Consider the following 14226-nt stretch of genomic DNA (forward strand, 5'->3'; position numbering starts at 1 on the left):
ATAAAAATACCTGCCTTGCAGGTTCGACATTCATGACGGCTCCTGCCACCTGGTGGCGCGGGTCGGGAAAACCCTTTACGTGCGGCTCAGGCCGCAAGAGAGACAGGCTTAAAGCATGGAAATGCGCGCAGATCTGCTGATTGTCGGGGCCGGAATGGTTGGCAGCGCCCTGGCGCTGGCGTTGCAGGACAGCGGGCTGGAAGTCCTGCTGCTGGACGGCAGCCCCATGAGCGTCAAACCGTTCAACGCTCAGGCTGCGTTTGAACCGCGGGTGAGCGCCTTGTCGGCCGCCAGCCAGCGGATTCTCGAGCGCCTGGGCGTGTGGGACGGCATCGCCGGGCGGCGCAGCAGCCCCTACACTGATATGCAGGTCTGGGATGGCAGCGGCACCGGGCAAATCCACTTCTCGGCGGCCAGTGTGCATGCCGAGGTGCTGGGGCATATCGTCGAGAACCGCGTGGTTCAGGATGCCTTGCTCGAGCGCCTGCACGATTGCGACCTGGGGCTGCTGGCCAATGCTCGCCTGGAGCAGATGCGCCGCTCCGGTGATGACTGGCTGCTGACCCTGGCCGACGGCCGCACCCTGCGCGCGCCGCTGGTGATCGCGGCGGATGGCGCCAACTCGGCGGTGCGACGCCTGGCCGGTGTGGCGACCCGCGAATGGGATTATCTGCACCATGCCATCGTCACCAGCGTGCGTTGCGCCAAGCCGCATCAGATGACGGCCTGGCAACGCTTCACCGATAACGGTCCGTTGGCGTTTCTGCCCCTTGAGCGGGATGGCCAACAGGATTGGTGTTCGATCGTCTGGTCGACCACACCCGGCGAAGCCGAACGCCTGATGGCGATGGATGAACAAGGTTTCTGCAAGGAGCTGGAGCGGGCCTTTGAAGGTCGACTCGGCGAGGTACTTAGCGCCGACCCGCGCCTGTGTGTGCCTCTGCGCCAGCGGCATGCCAAGCGTTATGTGGCTGAAGGCCTGGCATTGATCGGCGATGCGGCCCACACCATTCACCCGTTGGCCGGGCAAGGGGTGAATCTCGGATTCCTCGATGCCGCCGTGCTGGGCGAAGTGTTGCTGCAAGCGGCAACACGTGGCGAACGCCTGGCGGATGTGAAAGTCCTCAGCCGTTACGAGCGTCGACGCATGCCCCACAACCTGGCGCTGATGGCGGCGATGGAAGGCTTCGAGCGCTTGTTCCAGGCCGATCCGCTGCCTGTGCGCTGGTTACGTAATACCGGGTTGAAACTGGTTGAGAAGATGCCCGAGGCCAAGGCGTTGTTCGTGCGTGAAGCGCTGGGGTTGACCGGGGATTTACCGGCGCTCGCCAAACCCTGAAGTGAGCATGGCCCTGTGGCGAGGGGGCTTGCCCCCGTTCGAGCGCGAAGTGGTCGCAGACCGGATTGCAGGATTTATCTGGATAAATGCCAGGACTGCTTCGCAGTCCAACGGGGCGATGCGGCGTTCCGACAAGCCCCCTCGCCACAATGGTCAGCCAAACTGCCTGTGCAACATCCGGTAACTCCTCTACGGCCAGCTTCGATTGAGAAGCTAAATGTGAGTCCTTATCATTTGCCCTCATTTTTCAATCGAGAGACCGCTCCCATGTTGGCACCGAAGCGTCTACTGACTGCACTGGCCTTGACCCTGATCGGCAGCACCGCCGCCCAGGCCGCTGACGAGGTGGTGGTCTACTCCTCGCGAATCGACGAGCTGATCAAGCCAGTATTCGATGCCTACACCGCCAAGACCGGCGTGAAGGTGAAGTTCATCACCGACAAGGAAGCGCCGCTGATGCAGCGGCTCAAGGCCGAAGGCGCGAATACGCCGGCCGACCTGCTGCTCACCGTCGATGCTGGCAACCTCTGGCAGGCCGAGCAGATGGGCATCCTCCAGCCGTTCACCTCGAAAACCGTCGACGCCAACATTCCGCTGCAATACCGGGCCGCCTCCCATGCCTGGACCGGCCTGAGCCTGCGTGCGCGGACCATCGCCTACTCCACTGATCGGGTGAAACCGGGTGAGCTGACCACCTACGAGGCGCTGGCCGACAAGCAATGGGAAGGCCGCCTGTGCCTGCGCACGGCGAAGAAGGTCTACAACCAGTCCCTGACCGCGACCATGATCGAAGTGCACGGCGCCGAGAAGACCGAGGAAATCCTCAAGGGCTGGGTCAAGAACCTGTCCACTGACGTGTTCTCCGACGACACCGCCGTGCTGGAAGCGATCAACGCCGGCCAGTGCGACGTCGGTATCGTCAACACCTACTACTACGGCCGCCTGCACAAGCAGAAGCCAGACCTGCCGGTGAAACTGTTCTGGCCGAACCAGGCTGACCGTGGCGTACACATCAACCTGTCGGGTATCGGCCTGACACAGCACGCGCCGCACCCGGAAGCGGCCAAGGCCTTGGTGGAGTGGATGACCACCCCTGAAGCGCAGAAAATCTTTGCCGACGTGAACCAGGAGTTCCCGGCGAACCCTGCCGTGCAGCCATCGGCTGAAGTCGCCGCATGGGGCAAGTTCATCGCTGACACCTTGCCTGTGGAAATCGCCGGCAAGCGCCAGGCCGAGGCGATTCGCCTGATGGACAAGGCTGGCTGGAACTGAGGCATCTTACACTTCAGGACGCTAACCTGTGGCGAGGGGGCTTGCCCCCGTTCGAGCGCGCAGCGGTCGTAAAATTGCCAGACGTGTCTTGCCTGAAGTGGTGAAGTCGTTAATTTCAGGACTGCTTCGCAGCCCAACGGGGGCAAGCCCCCTCGCCACAGAATGAAGCCTGCCGATGTACCATGGCAGGCTTCGTCATTTCAGAGAGCTTTTCCTTGGCCCATCCCGCCCAACGCCGCTGGTATCCAGTCGTCTTCGCCATCGCTGCGCTGGTCCTGTTGCCCCTGAGTGTCCTGCTGTTTTCCTGGCAAACCATCGATCAACAGATCTGGTCCCATCTCTGGGACACACAGATGCCGCGTTTGCTGGGCAATACCCTGACCCTGGTGCTAGGCGTCGGTGTCGGCGTGACAGTCCTGGGGGTCAGCCTCGCCTGGCTCACCAGCCTTTGCGAATTCCCCGGCCGGCGCTGGCTGGACTGGGCGCTGATGCTGCCTTTCGCGATCCCAGCCTATGTGCTGGCCTTCGTCTTCGTCGGCCTGCTGGATTTCGCCGGACCCGTGCAGACCCTGCTGCGGGAGTGGTTTGGCAGTGGTCTGCGGCTGCCGCGCGTGCGTTCCACGGGCGGTGTGATTGTGGTGCTGGTGCTGGTTTTCTATCCCTATGTCTATCTGCTGGCGCGCACCGCCTTCCTCGCCCAAGGCAAAGGCCTGATGGAAGCGGCGCGGGTCCTTGGCCAATCGCCCTGGCAAGCGTTCTGGCGGGTGGCGTTGCCCATGGCGCGACCAGCCATCGGCGCGGGCGTGGCATTGGCACTGATGGAAACCCTGGCGGACTTCGGCGCTGTGTCGGTGTTCAACTTCGATACCTTCACCACGGCCATCTACAAGACCTGGTACGGTTTTTTCAGCCTGTCGTCCGCCGCGCAACTGGCCAGCCTGTTGCTGCTGGTGGTGATGCTGGTGCTCTACGGCGAACGGCGTGCCCGCGGAGCCAACCGGGCGAGCAACGAGCGACCACGGGTCAAGGCGCTGTATCACCTGCGAGGCGTCAAGGCACTGGCGGCCATGACGTGGTGCGGCCTGGTGTTCGCCTGCGCCTTCGTTATCCCGATGCTGCAATTAGCGGTGTGGTTCTGGCTGCGCGGGCGCTTCGATCTCGACGAGCGCTACACCGGGTTGATCGTCCATACCTTGTACCTGGGGGCGATGGCGGCGTTGATCACCGTCAGCGTCGCCTTGTTACTGGCGTTTGCCCGACGACTGGCACCCACCCGGGTCATTCGTTCCGGGATCAGTCTGGCCAACCTGGGTTATGCCTTGCCCGGTTCGGTGCTGGCGGTGTCGATCATGCTGGCGTTCAGTTACCTGGATCGCGAACTGGTGATCCCGCTATCGAGCTGGCTCGGTGGCGCGGGCAAGCCGCTGCTGCTGGGCAGTCTGTCGGCGTTGTTGCTGGCCTATCTGGTGCGCTTCATTGCGGTGGCCTACGGGCCACTGGAAAGCAGCCTGGCGCGTATACGGCCATCTTTGCCCGAAGCGGCACGTAGCCTTGGCGTCAGTGGGCCACGACTGTTTTTCAAAGTGTATCTACCATTATTGCTACCCGGCACGTTGAGCGCCGCGCTGCTGGTGTTCGTCGACGTGCTCAAGGAAATGCCCGCAACCCTGCTGATGCGCCCGTTTGGCTGGGACACGCTGGCGGTGCGAATCTTCGAAATGACCAGCGAAGGCGAATGGGCCCGGGCGTCTTTACCGGCATTGACCCTGGTGCTGGTCGGGCTGTTACCGGTCATTGGATTGATCCGGCGTTCGGCACATCGAAACAGCTAGGTGTCAGTCCTACACCTTGCGGCTACAATGCGCGGCATTCGGTGCGGTCCGTCTGACAGACCAGGTAGCTGAAATCGGCTGAAGGCCCTTTGTTTCAAAGCATTCAGTCCGTGCAGCACCTGCCCGCACCCTCGCCACGCCCGGAAGGAGAAACCCATGGGACAGCGTACGCCTCTGTATGACCTTCATCTCGCACTCGGCGCGAAGATGGTCGATTTTGGCGGTTGGGACATGCCTCTGCATTATGGATCGCAGGTCGAGGAGCACCATCAGGTGCGCCGCGATTGCGGTGTCTTCGATGTATCCCACATGACCGTAATCGATGTCGGCGGCGCCCAGGCCAAAGCCTGGCTCCGGCATTTGCTGGCCAATGATGTCGAACGCCTGCACAGCCCCGGCCGTGCGTTGTACAGCACCATGCTCAACGAGCAGGGCGGGATCGTCGACGACATGATCGTCTACCGTCTCGATGAGGGTTATCGCCTGGTGGTAAACGCCTCCACCCGCGATCAGGACATGGCCTGGATGCAAGCGCATCTCAACGGTTTCGACGTACAACTTCGCGAGCGTTCCGAGTTGGCGATGCTGGCCATCCAGGGCCCTCACGCCCGGCAGAAAATTGCCGAACTGGTCAGCCAGCCCCGCGGCAACCTGATCCAGCTCCTCAAGCCCTTCGAAGGCCTGTCCGATGGTGACTGGTTCATCGCGCGCACCGGTTATACCGGCGAAGACGGCCTGGAAATCATTCTGCCGGCCGATCAGGCGCCAGGCTTTTTCAACGATCTGGTCGGAGCCGGGATTTCTCCCATCGGCCTCGGCGCGCGGGATACCTTGCGGGTCGAAGCCGGCATGAACCTTTACGGTCAGGACATCCAGCAGGATATTTCACCCTTGGCCTCCAATATGGCCTGGAGCATTGCCTGGGAACCCGCCACCCGGCAGTTCATCGGGCGCAAGGCGCTGGAAGTCGAGCAGGCCGCCGGCGTACAGCACAAACTGGTCGGTCTGGTCCTTGAGGAGCGCGGTGTTTTGCGTGCTCATCAGGTGGTTCGTATCGCGGATGTTGGCGAAGGGGAGATCACCAGTGGTAGTTTCTCTCCTACGCTAAGCAAGTCGATTGCACTGGCGCGCGTGCCGATGGCAACAGCCGACCGCGCTGAAGTGGAAATCCGTGGCAAGTGGTACCCGGTCCGGGTGGTCAAACCGACCTTCGTACGCCACGGCAAAACCTTGATCTAATCTTTTTCAGTGGTTAACGACCGCTGACAATTTCCTGAGGACACAGAACATGAGCAATATCCCTGCCGACCTGCGTTTTGCCGAAAGTCACGAATGGGCACGTCTGGAAGCCGATGGCACCGTCACCGTGGGCATCAGCGATCACGCGCAGGAAGCGCTGGGTGACGTGGTGTTTGTCGAGCTGACTGAAGTCGGCAACGTGTTTGCTGCCGGTGATCAGTCGGGTGTCGTTGAATCGGTTAAAGCCGCTTCCGACATTTATGCACCGATCAGCGGTGAAGTGATTGCCGTCAATGAAGCGCTGAGCGGTGAGCCTGAGCTGCTCAACTCCGATCCGTACGGCGCGTGGATTTTCAAGCTCAAGCCAAGCAACACCGCCGAGCTGGAAAAACTGCTGGATGCCGCCGGCTACCAGGCTGCCATCGGCGAATAAGCCCGACGCAACATCCCAAAGCCCCGATCCGTCGGGGCTTTTTCATTTGCGGACTCAGGCGTCGCGCAAAACCGCTTTCACGGCCGCCACCGAACGCTCGACATCCGCTTTGCTCATCGCCGTGAACATCGGCAGCGAGACAATCAGCCGACCGACCCGCTCAGCGATCGGGAACATGCCTTCCTTGAAGCCGCGCTCGCGGTACAGGCTCAACAGGTGAATCGGCGGGTAGTGATAGCCGATCCCGACACCCAATGCCTGCATCTGCTCCATGAAAGTCGCCCGCGCCGGTTTGCCATCCTTGCGCTCCGGCAATACCAGCTGGAACAGATGCCAATTGCTTTGGGTGAAATCCGCCGGAGGCAGTTGCGCCCCGTACTGCGCTTCGAAATCCGCGCCAAAGCAGGCGAAATAGTGCCGGGCCAGGTCACGGCGATGAGCGGTGATGGTTTCGATATGAGCAAACTGCCCCAGGCCAATGGCTGCGGCGACGTCGGTCATGTTGAACTTGCCACCCAGCACGTCGACGTCCAGGCCGTCGAAGCCGTTGCGGGTAACGCCCTGCAGCCGGTATTTCTCCGCCAGTCGTACTTCTTCGGCCGTATTCAGCACCAGGCAACCGCCCTCGGAGGAGGTGACGTTTTTGTTCGCCTGGAAACTGAAGGACACGAAATCCCCTGTCGAGCCAATGCGCTGGCCGTTCCAGCTGGAGCCCAACGCCTGGGCTGCATCCTCCACGATCCGCAGGCTGTGCTTTTTCGCCAGGGTGTACAAACGTGTCATGTCCACCGGCAACCCGGCGAGGTACACCGGGATGATGGCTTTGGTGCGGGGGGTAATCGCCGCTTCCAGTTGATCGAGATCGATATTGCGGGTCACCGGGTCGATGTCGGCAAACACCGGGGTGGCGCCGACTTCCATGATGACGTTGGCGGTGGCCACCCAGGAAATCGGCGTGGTGATCACTTCATCGCCGGGCCCGACCCCGGCAATCCGCAAGGCGATTTCCATGGTGCAGGTGCCGGAATTGAAGGTGCGCACCGGGCGCCCGCCAAAATACTCCGAAAGCTGCGCTTCGAAGGCCTGGACCTTGGGGCCGCTGGTGATCCAGCCCGAGCGCAATACATCACCGACGGCGGCGATCGTGGCTTCATCGATGGTGGGTTTGGAAAACGGCAGGAAAGGCAGTTGGCTCATGAATACAGTCACCCGATCAGCGGACATTAAGTTGGCGCCGGACATGATGATCCGGATTGGTCGACCGCGCCACGTCATCCACGCGAAGATCGACTGCTATGCTGGTTTGACCGTGTTGCATCGACGCCGAGCGCCAGTCAAGAGAGAGCCCGTCATGTCCCAATTGCCGTCCCTGAGCCAGTTACGCGACCCCAATGCCTTTCTGCGCCGCCATCTCGGACCCGACGCCGCCGAGCAACAGGCGATGCTCGACAGCCTCGGCCTGGGCAGTCGGGTCGAATTGATCGAGCAAACGGTGCCGCCGGGCATCCGCCTCAACCGGGCGCTGGACCTGCCCCCGGCACTCGATGAAGAGGCCGCGCTGGCCAAGCTGCGCGGTTATGCCGAGCAGAACCAGGTCTGGACCAGCCTGATCGGCATGGGCTACCACGGCACCCTCACACCGGCGGTCATTTTGCGTAACGTGCTGGAAAATCCCGGCTGGTACACCGCGTACACCCCCTACCAACCGGAGATCGCCCAAGGGCGGCTCGAAGCGCTGCTGAACTTCCAGCAACTGACCATCGACCTGACCGGCCTGGAACTGGCCAACGCCTCGCTGCTTGATGAGGCCACCGCTGCGGCAGAAGCCATGGCCTTGGCCAAGCGGGTCGCCAAGTCGAAAAGCAACCTGTTCTTTGTCGACGAAAACTGCCACCCGCAAACCATTTCCGTGGTGCAGACCCGCGCTGAAGGTTTCGGTTTCGATCTGATCGTCGATGCTGTGGATAACTTGAAGCAGCACCAGGTGTTCGGCGCGTTGCTGCAATACCCCGACACCCACGGTGAAATCCACGACCTGCGGCCGCTGATCGATCATCTGCACGCGCAACAGGCCCTGGCCTGTGTCGCCACGGATTTGCTGAGCCTGTTGTTGCTGACCCCGCCGGGTGAACTGGGCGCCGATGTGGTGTTCGGCTCGTCCCAGCGATTTGGCGTGCCCATGGGCTACGGCGGGCCTCACGCGGCATTTTTTGCCAGCCGCGATGAATACAAGCGAGCAATTCCCGGGCGGATCATTGGTGTTTCGAAAGATGCGCGGGGCAACACCGCCCTGCGCATGGCCCTGCAAACCCGCGAGCAACACATCCGCCGGGAAAAGGCCAACTCCAACATCTGCACGGCCCAGGTACTGCTGGCCAATATCGCCAGTTTCTATGCGGTCTACCACGGCCCGGAAGGGCTCAAGCGGATCGCCCAGCGGGTTCATCGGCTGACATGCATCCTGGCCGCCGGGCTTGAACGCAACGGTATCACCCGGGTCAACCGGCACTTCTTCGACACCCTGACGCTGGAAGTCGGCGGAGCCCAGACCGCGATCATCGAAAGTGCCCGGGCCGCGCAGATCAACCTGCGCATTCTCGGGCGCGGCCAACTGGGCCTGAGCCTCGACGAGGCTTGCGACGAAGGTACCGTGGCGAAGCTGTTCGACGTGTTCCTGGGTGCTGATCACGGGCTCAGCATCGATGACCTGGATGCCGAAGTCTTGCCTGGCGGAATTCCCGAAAGGCTGGCGCGAACTTCGCCTTATCTGCGCCATCCCGTGTTCAGCGCCCATCACAGCGAAACCGAGATGCTGCGCTACCTCAAGCAACTGGAAAACAAGGACCTGGCGCTCAATCAATCGATGATCCCGCTGGGCTCCTGCACCATGAAGCTCAACGCCACCAGCGAGATGATCCCGATTACCTGGCCGCAGTTCGCCAACCTGCACCCGTTCGTGCCCAAGGAACAGGCCGCCGGTTATGGGCTGATGATCGAAGAACTGGAGCGCTGGTTGTGTGCGATCACCGGTTTCGACGCGATCTGCATGCAGCCCAACTCCGGTGCCCAGGGCGAATACGCCGGGCTGCTGGCGATCCGCAAATACCATGAGAGCCGGCAACAGGGCGGCCGCGATATCTGCCTGATTCCTTCGTCGGCTCATGGCACCAATCCCGCGTCGGCGCAAATGGCCGGGATGCGCGTGGTGATCGTCGAGTGTGACGAGGCGGGCAACGTCGACCTGGATGACCTCAAGGAAAAAGCCGCGCAGGCGGCAGACAAACTCGCCTGCCTGATGGCGACCTATCCTTCGACCCATGGCGTGTATGAGGAAGGCATCAGCGAAATCTGTGAAGTGATCCACCAGCACGGGGGGCAGGTGTACATGGATGGCGCCAACCTCAATGCTCAGGTCGGGCTGGCGCGGCCGGCCGATATTGGTGCCGATGTCTCGCACATGAACCTGCACAAGACCTTCTGCATTCCCCATGGTGGCGGTGGGCCGGGCATGGGGCCGATTGGTGTTCGGGCGCACTTGGCGCCGTTCGTGGCCAACCATCCGGTGGTACCGATCGACGGGCCGCACCCGCAAAATGGCGCGGTCAGCGCAGCGCCTTGGGGCAGCGCAAGCATTCTGCCGATCAGCTGGATGTACATCGCGATGATGGGGCCGCAACTGGCGGACGCCAGCGAAGTGGCGATCCTGGCCGCGAATTACCTGGCGCGGCATTTGTCCGGTGCCTTCCCTGTGCTCTACACCGGGCGCAATGAGCGGGTGGCCCACGAATGCATTCTCGACCTGCGACCGCTCAAGGCGTTGACCGGCATTACCGAGGAGGACGTGGCCAAGCGCTTGATGGACTACGGCTTCCATGCCCCGACCATGTCGTTTCCGGTGCCGGGGACGCTGATGGTCGAACCGACCGAAAGCGAGTCGAAGGCGGAACTGGACCGCTTTATCGGGGCGATGCTGAGCATCCGCGCGGAAATCAACGAGGTGCAGAACGGTAACTGGCCGGCTGAAGAAAACCCGCTGAAAGGTGCGCCGCATACGTTGGCCGATATCACTGGCGTGTGGGAGCGGCCGTACAGCATCGTGCAAGCGGTCACGCCGGACGCGCACACCAAGGCGCATAAATACTGGCCGGTGGTGAACCGGGTGGACAACGTGTATGGGGACCGGAACCTGTTTTGTGCGTGTGTGCCGGTGGACGACTACCGCTGATATTTCAGGATGCACATAACCCCTGTGGGAGCGAGCTTGCTCGCGAATGCGGTTCGGCAGTCAATGAAGTTTTTACTGATCCACCGCTATCGCGAGCAAGCTCGCTCCCACAGGGGGGGGGCGGTGAACATGGGATTTGTGTTCGCAAGGCAAAAAAAATGCCGCTCAATTGAGCGGCATTTTTCATTCGCAATGCTTATTTAGGTGCCACGGCATTCTTCGCCAGGATCGCGTTCGCCAGTTCCATGTCCGTGGCTTGCAGGCCCGGGTTGTCGGCGCGGACTTTCTGCATGGCTGCTTCCAGGTACGGACCGCGGATACTGCCATCACTGGCGACGAAGCTGCTGGCATCGTCCTGGGCTGCGACGACCAGCTTGTTATCCTTGGATGTCAGATAGCTCGAACCGGTGGTTGCACCGGACGTAAGAACGTTACGCCAAAAAGTATCGGCCATCGCCGAACCGACAGGCAGGGACAACAGCGCGACGGTAGCGACAGCAAGTTTGAAACGCATGACAGGGTGACTCCACTGGGTTGACTACGCGGTTGGATTGCCAACCCCCAATCGAGTTCCGTGGTTGCCTATTCCTCCGCTTCGACCAGCAGGATCGCGCCTTGCTGGCCGACCACCCGTACGCGGCTGCCAATGGCAGCGTCCGGCCCTCGGGCCATCCACACGCCGTCGGCCACCTTGATCTTGCCGCGACCGTCGACAATCGCTTCATGCACCACGAAGGTTTTGCCGATCAGCTCCTGACCGCGCAGATTCAGGTGCGGCTGATCGCTCGGACGCATCGCCGTGCGCTGACGCCGCCACCAGTACAACGCGGTGGTGATCGACAACAGGCCGAACAACAGAAACTGCCATTCCCAGGACAGGTCCGGCAGCAGGAAGGTCAAGACGCCCACGGCTGCCGCGGCCATGCCGATCCACAGCAGGTAACCGCCGGCGCCGAACACTTCGAGAATCAACAGCACCGTGCCCAGCGCCAACCAGTCCCAGAACGAAAGGTGCTGTAAAAATGCCCACATGGCGCGCCTCAGGCTTTCTTGTTATCGAAAGTGGCCTTGACGATTTCGCCAATGCCGCCCACCGCGCCGATCATCGAGCTGGCCTCCAGCGGCATCAGGATCACTTTGCTGTTGTTGGCCGAAGCCAGCTTGCCCAGCGCATCGATGTACTTCTGCGCCACGAAGTAATTGACCGCCTGCACGTTGCCGCTGGCGATGGCTTCGGACACCACTTTGGTCGCCTGGGCTTCCGCCGCGGCTTGCCGTTCGCGGGCTTCGGACTCCAGGAAGGCGGCCTGGCGACTGCCTTCTGCTTCAAGGATCTGTGCCTGCTTCTTGCCTTCGGCGGTCAGGATCGCTGCGGCACGCAGACCTTCGGCCTCGAGGATCTGTGCACGCTTGATCCGTTCGGCTTTCATCTGCCCCGACATCGCTGCCATCAGGTCGGCGGGTGGGCTGATGTCCTTGATCTCGATCCGGGTGATCTTGATGCCCCACGGCGCGGTCGCTTCGTCGACGGTGCGCAGCAGTTTTTCGTTGATGCCGTCACGCTGGCTGAGCATGGCGTCGAGTTCCATCGAGCCGAGCACGGTGCGGATGTTGGTTTGCAGCAGGTTGCGGATAGCGTGTTCGAGGTTGTTGACCTCGTAGGCCGCCTGGGCCGTGTTGACCACCTGGAAGAAGCACACGGCGTCGATTTGCACAGTGGCGTTGTCGGAGGTGATGACTTCCTGCGGCGGAATATCCAGCACGCTTTCCATCACATTCATCTTGCGGCCGATGCGGTCCATGACCGGAATGATGACGTTCAGCCCCGGCTTGAGCGTGTTGGTGTAGCGACCGAAACGCTCGACGGTCCATTCAAAGCCCTGGGGCACGACCTTGAAGCCCATGAACAGAATGGCGACCACCAGGCCGACAAAAAGCAAAAGCACACTACCGATCTGCATAACGATTCCTTGTTGATGTGTGGATCTGTGGAGTTGCAATCGCTGGAGTGTAGCTGTGCCGATGCCGGATAAGTACAGCCGGGCTCAGTTCTGCTCACTCTGGGGCGTCACCCGCAGAACCTCCTCGATGGTCGTCAGCCCGGCGCCGACCTTTTGCGCTCCTGACAGCCGCAGGCTGCGCATGCCTTCCTTGAATGCCTGGCGCCGCACGGCCAGCAGATCGGTATCAGGACTGATCAGCGCTTTGATGCCATCGCTCATTTGCATGATTTCGTAGACCCCGGCGCGACCGCGATAACCGGTGTCGCGGCATTCCACGCAACCGATGGCTCGCTGGGCATTGGTCGGCAAGGGTGCTTGCCAAGGACGGGTCAGGGTTTGCCAGTCGTCTTCGCCCAGCGTCAGCGGCGCCTTGCAGTGCGGGCACAGGGTCCGCACCAGTCGCTGGGCCATGACGCCGAGCACCGTTGCCTTGATCAGGTAATGCGGCACGCCGAGCTCCAGCAGGCGGCTGATGGCGCTGGGTGCATCGTTGGTGTGCAGGGTCGACAGCACCAGGTGCCCGGTGAGCGCAGCCTGGATCGCCATCTCCGCGGTTTCGAGGTCGCGGATCTCGCCGATCATGATGATGTCCGGGTCTTGCCGCATCAGCGCGCGCACACCGGCGGCGAAGGTCAGGTCGATGTTGTGCTGGACCTGCATCTGGTTGAACGCCGGCTCGACCATTTCGATCGGGTCTTCGATGGTGCAGAGGTTGACCTCCGGCGTCGCCAGTTTTTTCAGGGTGGTGTAGAGGGTGGTGGTCTTGCCCGAACCCGTCGGCCCGGTGACCAGGATGATGCCGTGGGGCTGGCGGGTCATGTCTTGCCAGCGGCGCAGGTCGTCGGCGGAAAAACCAAGCTGGTCGAAATCCTTGAGCAATACTTCCGGATCGAAGATCCGCATGACCATTTTTTCGCCGAAGGCCGTGGGCAGCGTCGACAAGCGCAGTTCGACTTCACCGCCGTCCGGGGTCTTGGTTTTCACCCGGCCGTCCTGGGGTTTGCGTTTCTCGGCGACGTTCATGCGACCTAGGGTTTTCAGGCGACTGACGATGGCCATGGTGACCTGGGGCGGGAATTGATAGACATTGTGCAGCACACCGTCGATGCGAAAGCGCACCGTGCCTTGTTCGCGCCGGGGCTCGATGTGGATATCGCTGGCGCGCTGCTGGAACGCGTACTGGAACAGCCAGTCGACGATGTTGACGATGTGTGCGTCGTTGGCGTCCGGCTCCTGGTCGCTGGCACCGAGGTTGAGCAGCTGTTCGAAATTGCCGAGGGTACTGACTTGCGGGTCGGCGCTGTTCGCCCCGGTGACCGATTTGGCCAGGCGGAAGAATTCGACGCTGAAGCGCTGGATGTCCACCGGGTTGGCCACTACACGCTTGATCGGCAATTTGAGCACGTGGGTCAGGTCAGCCTCCCAGCCGCTGACATAAGGCTGGGCGCTGGCCACGGTCACCGCCTCGCGGTCGATCGCTACCGCGAGGATCTTGTGGCGTTGGGCGAAGGCATAGGACATCAGCGGGGTCACGGCCGCGACATTGATTTTCAGTGGGTCGATGCGCAGGTAAGGCTGGCCGGCCTGCCGGGATAACCACAGGGTCAGGCTCTCGAGATCCAGCGGTTTGCCGGGACGGCTGAGATCGTCCAGCTGTTGGCTGGCAATGAACTCTAGCGGATGCATTTGGCCAAGGGAGGCGTTGCGGCGGCGGGCATTGAGCGCGTGTTCGGCCGAATCCTGACTGATAAAGCCTTGGGCGACCAGTTCGCGCAGCAGGTCATTGAGATCCAGCCAGCGGTCCTGAAAGGCGAGATGTACGGACATGCGGGCTCCTTTTGAACGACAGTGCGCAAAGGATAGCCGTGAGCAGGCTGACCGCT

The 14226-nt window shown here is 61.7% G+C and carries 11 protein-coding genes and 1 pseudogene; 7 read left to right on the plus strand and 5 right to left on the minus strand.

Annotated features, from left to right (window positions below; genetic code table 11):
- Positions 1-4: 4 nt before the first annotated feature.
- The 6 genes and pseudogenes from KGB07_RS09095 to gcvH all read left to right on the plus strand — a co-directional run.
- Positions 5-112, plus strand: a pseudogene (locus KGB07_RS09095) (tetrameric acyl-CoA thioesterase); the annotation flags it as partial.
- Between the two features lie 9 nt (positions 113-121).
- A complete protein-coding gene (locus tag KGB07_RS09100; protein ID WP_223465360.1) occupies positions 122-1339 on the plus strand; it encodes a 2-octaprenyl-3-methyl-6-methoxy-1,4-benzoquinol hydroxylase in 1218 nt (405 codons plus the stop codon).
- A 267-nt stretch (positions 1340-1606) separates the two neighbouring features.
- Positions 1607-2611 (plus strand): extracellular solute-binding protein, encoded by a 1005-nt coding sequence (locus KGB07_RS09105; RefSeq protein ID WP_046039067.1) that lies wholly within the window; start codon positions 1607-1609, stop codon positions 2609-2611.
- Between the two features lie 215 nt (positions 2612-2826).
- Positions 2827-4443, plus strand: coding sequence for an ABC transporter permease (locus tag KGB07_RS09110; RefSeq protein ID WP_046039541.1), 1617 nt, complete (start codon positions 2827-2829; stop codon positions 4441-4443).
- Between the two features lie 156 nt (positions 4444-4599).
- Positions 4600-5682 carry a glycine cleavage system aminomethyltransferase GcvT gene (gcvT, locus tag KGB07_RS09115; protein ID WP_223465243.1) on the plus strand — a complete coding sequence of 361 codons (1083 nt, stop codon included), beginning with the start codon at positions 4600-4602 and terminating at the stop codon, positions 5680-5682.
- 49 nt (positions 5683-5731) lie between these two features.
- Positions 5732-6115: a glycine cleavage system protein GcvH gene (gene gcvH / locus KGB07_RS09120; RefSeq protein WP_046039071.1), complete on the plus strand. Its 384-nt coding sequence runs from the start codon at positions 5732-5734 to the stop codon at positions 6113-6115.
- Positions 6116-6169: 54 nt separating this feature from the next.
- On the opposite strand, the gene KGB07_RS09125 is transcribed toward gcvH, so the two are convergent.
- On the minus strand, positions 6170-7312 hold the full coding sequence (locus KGB07_RS09125) for a DegT/DnrJ/EryC1/StrS family aminotransferase (RefSeq protein WP_046039542.1): 1143 nt from the start codon (positions 7310-7312) through the stop codon (positions 6170-6172).
- 154 nt (positions 7313-7466) lie between these two features.
- Between KGB07_RS09125 and gcvP the strand changes: the two genes are divergently transcribed.
- Positions 7467-10340: an aminomethyl-transferring glycine dehydrogenase gene (gene gcvP, locus KGB07_RS09130; protein WP_046039073.1), complete on the plus strand. Its 2874-nt coding sequence runs from the start codon at positions 7467-7469 to the stop codon at positions 10338-10340.
- Positions 10341-10536: 196 nt separating this feature from the next.
- Here gcvP and KGB07_RS09135 read toward each other — a convergent pair whose 3' ends face one another.
- From KGB07_RS09135 to KGB07_RS09150, 4 genes are all read right to left on the minus strand, one after another.
- Entirely contained in the window at positions 10537-10854 is a 318-nt protein-coding gene (locus tag KGB07_RS09135) for a DUF2388 domain-containing protein (protein ID WP_046039075.1), read from the minus strand.
- A 68-nt stretch (positions 10855-10922) separates the two neighbouring features.
- On the minus strand, positions 10923-11372 hold the full coding sequence (locus tag KGB07_RS09140; RefSeq protein ID WP_046039077.1) for an NfeD family protein: 450 nt from the start codon (positions 11370-11372) through the stop codon (positions 10923-10925).
- Between the two features lie 8 nt (positions 11373-11380).
- The gene (locus KGB07_RS09145) at positions 11381-12301 is read right to left on the minus strand and encodes an SPFH domain-containing protein (RefSeq protein WP_046039079.1); all 921 of its coding nucleotides are present in this window, start codon (positions 12299-12301) and stop codon (positions 11381-11383) included.
- Between the two features lie 84 nt (positions 12302-12385).
- Positions 12386-14170, minus strand: a complete 1785-nt coding sequence (locus tag KGB07_RS09150) for a GspE/PulE family protein (RefSeq protein ID WP_046039080.1) — start codon at positions 14168-14170, stop codon at positions 12386-12388.
- Positions 14171-14226: the final 56 nt, after the last annotated feature.

The organism is Pseudomonas sp. GL-RE-26 (assembly GCF_019956275.1).
In the GTDB taxonomy this organism is placed as follows: Bacteria; Pseudomonadota; Gammaproteobacteria; order Pseudomonadales; family Pseudomonadaceae; genus Aquipseudomonas; species Aquipseudomonas grandcourensis.